The organism is Flavobacterium sp. SM15 (assembly GCF_022012335.1).
In the GTDB taxonomy this organism is placed as follows: domain Bacteria; phylum Bacteroidota; class Bacteroidia; order Flavobacteriales; family Flavobacteriaceae; genus Flavobacterium.
Genome location: NZ_JAKLTO010000008.1, coordinates 98611 through 105156, shown reverse-complemented (window position 1 = coordinate 105156; position 6546 = coordinate 98611). Strand labels below are relative to the sequence as shown.

Below are 6546 nucleotides of genomic sequence, written 5' to 3'. Positions count from 1 at the left end.
ATATATTAAGGTATACTATAGATAGGAGTAATTAATTTGTTTTTTCAACTTTTTCACGAGCCAAGCGCTCTTCTCTATTTTTTTTAGATTGATTGATCCTTTCTTTCCAGGTTGCTGAAAGCTCAGCAAGATCGATCGGTTTTGCAGGATCTTGTTTAGGAAGCCTGTTGTCACGAAACGCTTTTAGCAAAATACTTTCGATATAAAAATCTTCCAAAGTAGTAAATGGAGCGTATTCCTGCTTCAGATTAATATCAAACATACGCGCGGTGCTGTTGGACCAAAAGGCTTTCCACCCGCTTTTCAGGTTTCTGATTAACCCATAAGTCGTTTCTCCTGTTTGTCTATGCACCAGCTTCACAAGAATCTGACCGTCTTTTCGAGAAAACTTTTTAAGGCGCTCACCAAATTCATTTTCCAAATAGTTTTCTACTATTTTAAAATACTTCTTTTTTTCGCGTTCGGTTTTTAATTTCGCCATATTGGCATTTAATATTACCAGATTGTCGGCAGCAATTTTCGCATAAGGATATACCTTTAAAACACGGCGTTCTAAAATTCGCAGCTTTTTTTGTTCCTCTTCATAAGCCTTGTCCTTGGAAATAATCATTTCATCCATCTCTGTAGAAAAAACAATGGTAGTATCAATTTCGGTCTTCACAGAGTCTTTAACAGTTACTTGTGCATGAAGCGAAAGAGAAAAAAAGGCAGTAATGATAAAGGTTTTAAAAATTTTCATTCAGAAATGGTTTATTCAAATTTATACAAAAAATACAGGACAACTATAATACCAAATCGTTATTTTAGCAAAAAATAATTTTATGGCAACAAAATCTATACTACCAAAATCATCGATTTCATTTCTTGAAAAATACTTAAACAACGCATCTCCAACAGGTTATGAAGAAAGTGGACAAAAAATCTGGATGGACTACCTAAAGCCTTATGTGGATACTTTCATAACAGATACTTACGGAAGTGCCGTTGGAGTTATCAATCCAGATGCGAAATACAAAGTAGTAATCGAAGGGCATGCCGATGAAATTTCATGGTACGTTAATTATATAACCGACGACGGACTTATCTATGTAATCCGAAACGGTGGTTCCGATCACATGATTGCACCTTCCAAACGGGTTAATATTCACACTAAAAAAGGAATTGTGAAAGGAGTTTTCGGTTGGCCGGCCATTCACACGAGAAACCGTGGAAAAGAAGAATCTGCCAATCTTCATAATATTTTTATTGACTGTGGCTGTTCTACAAAAGAAGAGGTAGAAAAATTAGGCATTCACGTTGGTTGTGTAATTACCTACCCGGACGAATTCATGATTTTGAACAACGACAAATTCGTTTGCCGCGCCATAGACAACCGCATGGGCGGTTTTATGATTGCAGAAGTTGCACGTTTATTAAAAGAAAATAAAAAGAAATTACCTTTCGGATTATATATCGTGAATTCTGTGCAGGAGGAAATCGGTCTTCGTGGTGCCGAAATGATCACGCAAACCATCAAACCAAACGTTGCCATCGTAACTGATGTTTGCCATGACACCACGACTCCAATGATCGATAAAAAGATCGAAGGCGATTTGAAAATGGGTAAAGGGCCAGTAATTGCTTATGCTCCTGCAGTCCAAAACAAATTGCGTGAACTGATCGTGGATACGGCTGAAGCCAATAAAATCCCATTCCAACGTCATGCAACTTCGCGAGCAACCGGAACCGATACCGATGCTTTTGCTTATAGCAACGGTGGAGTGGCATCGGCATTAATTTCGCTACCATTACGTTATATGCACACAACCGTTGAAATGGTTCACAAAGAAGATGTGGAAAACGTGATCAAATTGATTTACGAAAGTTTACTGAAAATCGAGAATAACGAAACATTCTCCTATTTTAAATAATGATTATGAAGCTGAACTTCCCTAAAATCTTTGCCTGCTTTTTACTGTTGTCGTTTACCTTATTAATGGATAGTTGCGGTTCTTCTTCAAAAATAAGAACTACCAGCAATTCTTCGGAAACCACAAAAAAAGGAAAACTGTATCGAAGCAGTGGTATTGCTTCCTATTATCATGATAAATTCAACGGAAGGAAAACAGCCAGTGGCGAACGTTTTGATAATTCAGAATATACCGCCGCACACCGTGATCTTCCTTTCGGAACTAAAGTTAAGGTAACCAATTTAGCTAACGACAAATCAGTAGTAGTGAGAATAAACGACCGCGGCCCTTTTTCCAGAGGAAGAGAAATCGACTTATCCAGAAAAGCTTTCATGGAAATCTCCGATAAAAGCACGCATGGTGAATTAAAAGTAAAAATTGAAATTTTAAATTAAGATGCGAACGTTGCTCAAAAATAAGTTTTGTATTCTGCTTTTGTTCCAGCTTTTTATCGGGAAAGCCCAAGAAGCCGAAAAACTCAAAGCAGAATACAATTCGGGCAACAGCATTGAAAAAATCAATTTATACGAAAATTTAAACCTGAACGAAAAAAGGGCATACAGGGATTTTTTCTATCAAAATTTTCCGAAACTTGCCAAAGACGAGCAAATCACTTCAAATAAAAAAACATTAATCCGATACAAGTTCGCTCTTGCTGAAGTTTATAACATCAAGGAAGAAGAATTAAAATCGATTGAAATTTTAAAAGAAATCCAGAACGACAAGGATTACAAACTTTCCCAGACTGAACAAATGAACGTTTTGGTTGGGCTTCAAAAATCGTATTTGAACCTTAATTTGTATTCGAACGTTTTTAAAATCAACTCCGAAATTGCCATCCTTAGAAAAAAAGGAGCTTCGTTCCCACTTTGGAGTTATAATATTAAGAGTAATCTTTATGCACAGCTTTATCTTTTCGATAAGGCAATTCCTCAATTAAAGTCGGAAATCAAGGAATTAGTAAAAAACCCAGAGCACGACTCGTTAATTATTCCTTCAGCTTATAACGATTTAGGATTTTACTATTCAGTAAACGATAATATAGACAGCGCCTACCATTATTATAACTTAGCGATGCGAATAGCCGATCGATCACTCAAAAGACATGATAATGAAACTTATCAAAGGTTAATGGGTTTGGTCAAAGGGAATCTAGCGGTTTTGAAAATCAAGGAAAAAGATTATCGAAGTGCCATTCCACTCTTAGAAGCTGATGCAGCAACGGAACTTAAAACAAATAACAACAAAAACGGAGCCATCAGAAGCCTTATTTTACTTTATGAATGCTATTCGAAATTAAACAATCTTCCGGCTGCACAAAAAAGCATTGAGCAGATTGAACAGCTCATGAACAATGATATCTCACCTAAAGTAAAAGTAAGTTACTACAAAACTAAAGCCGAACTTCTGAAATCGTTACACCATGAAGATAAAGCGTATTTATTTTACGAAAAAGCTTTTAAATTAAGTGATTCCATCAACAATAAAGAACAACGTACTTTACTTGCTGGAAATGACATCCTTTATCAATTGGAGGAAAAAGATAACGTAATCGAAAAACAACAAGTTGATCTGGAGAAAAAGCAAAAAGGCATTCTTTCTATTGTTGCAGTCGCTTTAGGGATCATTTTGATTACGACGCTATTTTATCTGTACAATTCCAGAAAAAAAAGAAAAGAGATCGAACTGAAAAACGACGAAATCTCCAATAAAAACAAAACCATCAGGGAATCTTTAGCGGAAAAAGAAATGCTTTTAAAGGAAATCCACCATCGGGTTAAAAACAATCTGCAGATAATTTCCGGTATTTTAGAATTGCAAAATCTTACTGTTAGCGATGAAAATGCAAAAATCATTCTAAAAGAAGGACAGGCAAGGATTCAATCGATTGCTCTGATTCACAAAACCCTTTATCAGTCTGAAAATTTCAGCAGCGTTCCTTTAGAAAGTTATCTTAAAGAATTGATACATGCCATTCAAACTACCTACCGAAATTCTGCAACAAAAATTGAAACCAACGTTAAGGCTGAAAACATTGAACTGAACATCAATACTGCTATCCCATTAAGCCTCATTATTAATGAAATTATAACCAATTGCTTTAAACATGCCTTTACCGGAAAAGAAAACGGAGTGATTTCAATAACCATTTCAAAAGAAAACAATCAATACAAATTGGTGGTTCAGGACAATGGTATAGGACTTCCGGAAGATTTTAATCCGAAGAAATTAAAATCGATTGGTTTTGATTTAATTCAGGGATTAACCAAACAATTGGAAGGAAATTTTAACTTTGAAAACGAAAACGGAACCAAAATAAGCATCTTTTTTAAAGAAATTAAGAACTAAATTATGAGCACTCCTCTGAAAATCCTGATTGTAGAAGACGAATACATTACCCAAAAAACAATTTCTGTATACCTTACCGAAATGGGTTACGATGTTGTGGGAACTGCAATGAATTCAGACGAGGCCATTGAAATTCTGGAAAATGAAACCGTTGAGTTTGCCCTGTTGGACATTACCATACAAGGAGCAAATGACGGAATTTGGCTGGCGAATCATATTACCGAAAACTATCAAATTCCACATGTTTTCTTAACTGCTTATTCCGACAATGAAACCATAAAAAAAGCCATAGCTACAAATCCATACGGTTATTTGATTAAGCCGTTTCAAAAAGCGGAACTTTTCTCGGCAATCGAAATAGCGATGCTTAATTTCAACAAACTCTATACTTCTGAAAAAAAGGAAAACGATTATATTTATATAAAACACAACGAAGTTTTTGAAAAAGTCACTATTGAAAATATCGATTTCATTGAAAGCCAAAAAAATTATTTATTGATTATAACTCCAGAAAAAGAATACCGGTTTCGCTCCACAATTACAGAGTTCATCACTAAACTTCCTGAAAATTTCATCAAAACCCACAAAGGTTTTATAGTCAATACTGATAAAATACATGGGTACAGTTCTAATCAATTAAGTATTGGAAACCGTAAAATTCCTATTTCCAAAACCTATAAAGAAGAGGTTTTAAAAAAGATAACCGGTTAAAAAATAAACACTTATAATCTCTTTTTTAATTTTCATCCCTGAAAACCCACCCTATATCCCACATTTTTTTTAGCCTGTTTTCTTTTTCTAATTTTTGCTTTGTTAATCTAACTACAACAAAGCGTTATGAAAAAGTTATTACTGTTATTGCTTTTTCCTTTCTCTGTATCAGCACAAGTTGGAATTGGTACTACAACCCCTAATTCCAGTTCAATTCTTGATGTAACCGCTACAGACAAAGGTTTATTGATCCCCCGAATCTCTATTCCTAACCTAAACGCTGCGGCACCAGTTACAAGCCCTGCAACCAGTTTGATGGTTTACAACACCAACGCTGCAACCGGTATCGGCTATTATTACTGGGACGGAACCAAATGGACACCTTTTGCCGGAGGTACCAACCATTGGACAAAAGTTGGAAACGACATCTACAACAACAACACAGGAAATGTTGGTGTAGGAACAACAACTCCAACAAACAAATTCCACATTGAAAATGTCGGAGCACCCGGAAGTTTGTTAAGTCAAAATTTTGAGACCAATTCCATCGCACCACTAACAACTGGTGGAAGTGCTAACTGGGCAACCCAAAGTGCGGTAAAAAATGGAGGAACTTATGCTGCTAAATCAGGAGCTATAGGTGACAATCAAACTACACAAATGTCACATACGGTTGTCGTTCCGGCAGGAGGTGCAACTTTAAGTTTTTATTACAGTGTAAGTAGTGAAGTCAACTATGATTATTTGAAATTTTACATTGACGGTGTTCAGCAAAATCAATGGTCTGGGACTATTGGCTGGACACAACAGTCCTATTTGCTTGCTGCTGGTTCAAGGACATTACGATGGGAATACAGTAAAGATGTCTCAGGAATTTCAGGTTCTGATGCTGCTTATGTTGACGATATAAACATTGCAACAGCTGCACCAGCCGCACTTAGAATTGTTGATGGCAACCAAGGCTTAGGCAAAGCTTTAGTGTCTGATGCCAATGGTAATGCAACTTGGCAACAATTAACAGCCAGCAACGTTTCTATTCCGGATTTGGTTTCTATTCAGGATTTAGACATTCCTGTTTGTGGTTCCATTAGTGTTGGAAGTACTGGAAGTGTGACACGAACTATAAAAGGGGTAAGTACAACAATTACCTGGACAGTGCTTTCCAGACAAACAACAGCTGGTTCCACAGCGTCTATAAGTGGAAGCACCGTATTATTAGCTCCTGCAAAACCTGAAAAATTACAAGTTCGTTACGATTTTTCGCCACAATTACCTTTTAATCCATCAGGAATTATGTTTGCTCCGTACAACACAAGTTCCTACCCGGATACCTTTACCATAAATTATGCGTCAAAATCCCAATCTTCAATGACACTTAATATTACACGAACAGATGCTTTGGGAGACACTTCGGCAGCATGTTGGATGGGACAATTTTACTTTGATGCAATCATTATCAATTAATAAAAATAAATGATTAACTAAATACCACAACTAAAAACCTACTTAATTTAAACCAAAAAAACCACGCTATTGC

6 protein-coding genes are annotated in these 6546 nt (G+C 36.1%); 5 read left to right on the top strand and 1 reads right to left on the bottom strand.

Going from position 1 to position 6546, the window contains the following annotated elements; translation table 11 throughout:
• Positions 1–31: 31 nt before the first annotated feature.
• Positions 32–739, bottom strand: coding sequence for a DUF4294 domain-containing protein (locus LZZ90_RS12895; protein WP_237791116.1), 708 nt, complete (start codon positions 737–739; stop codon positions 32–34).
• Positions 740–821: 82 nt separating this feature from the next.
• Between LZZ90_RS12895 and LZZ90_RS12890 the strand changes: the two genes are divergently transcribed.
• From LZZ90_RS12890 to LZZ90_RS12870, 5 genes are all read left to right on the top strand, one after another.
• The gene (locus LZZ90_RS12890; protein WP_237791115.1) at positions 822–1910 is read left to right on the top strand and encodes a M42 family metallopeptidase; all 1089 of its coding nucleotides are present in this window, start codon (positions 822–824) and stop codon (positions 1908–1910) included.
• Between the two features lie 5 nt (positions 1911–1915).
• On the top strand, positions 1916–2344 hold the full coding sequence (locus LZZ90_RS12885; protein ID WP_237791114.1) for a septal ring lytic transglycosylase RlpA family protein: 429 nt from the start codon (positions 1916–1918) through the stop codon (positions 2342–2344).
• A 1-nt stretch (position 2345) separates the two neighbouring features.
• Positions 2346–4298 carry a sensor histidine kinase gene (locus LZZ90_RS12880; RefSeq protein ID WP_237791113.1) on the top strand — a complete coding sequence of 651 codons (1953 nt, stop codon included), beginning with the start codon at positions 2346–2348 and terminating at the stop codon, positions 4296–4298.
• Positions 4299–4301: 3 nt separating this feature from the next.
• Positions 4302–5009 (top strand): LytTR family DNA-binding domain-containing protein, encoded by a 708-nt coding sequence (locus LZZ90_RS12875; protein ID WP_237791112.1) that lies wholly within the window; start codon positions 4302–4304, stop codon positions 5007–5009.
• 126 nt (positions 5010–5135) lie between these two features.
• Entirely contained in the window at positions 5136–6473 is a 1338-nt protein-coding gene (locus LZZ90_RS12870; protein WP_237791111.1) for a hypothetical protein, read from the top strand.
• Positions 6474–6546 lie beyond the last annotated feature (73 nt).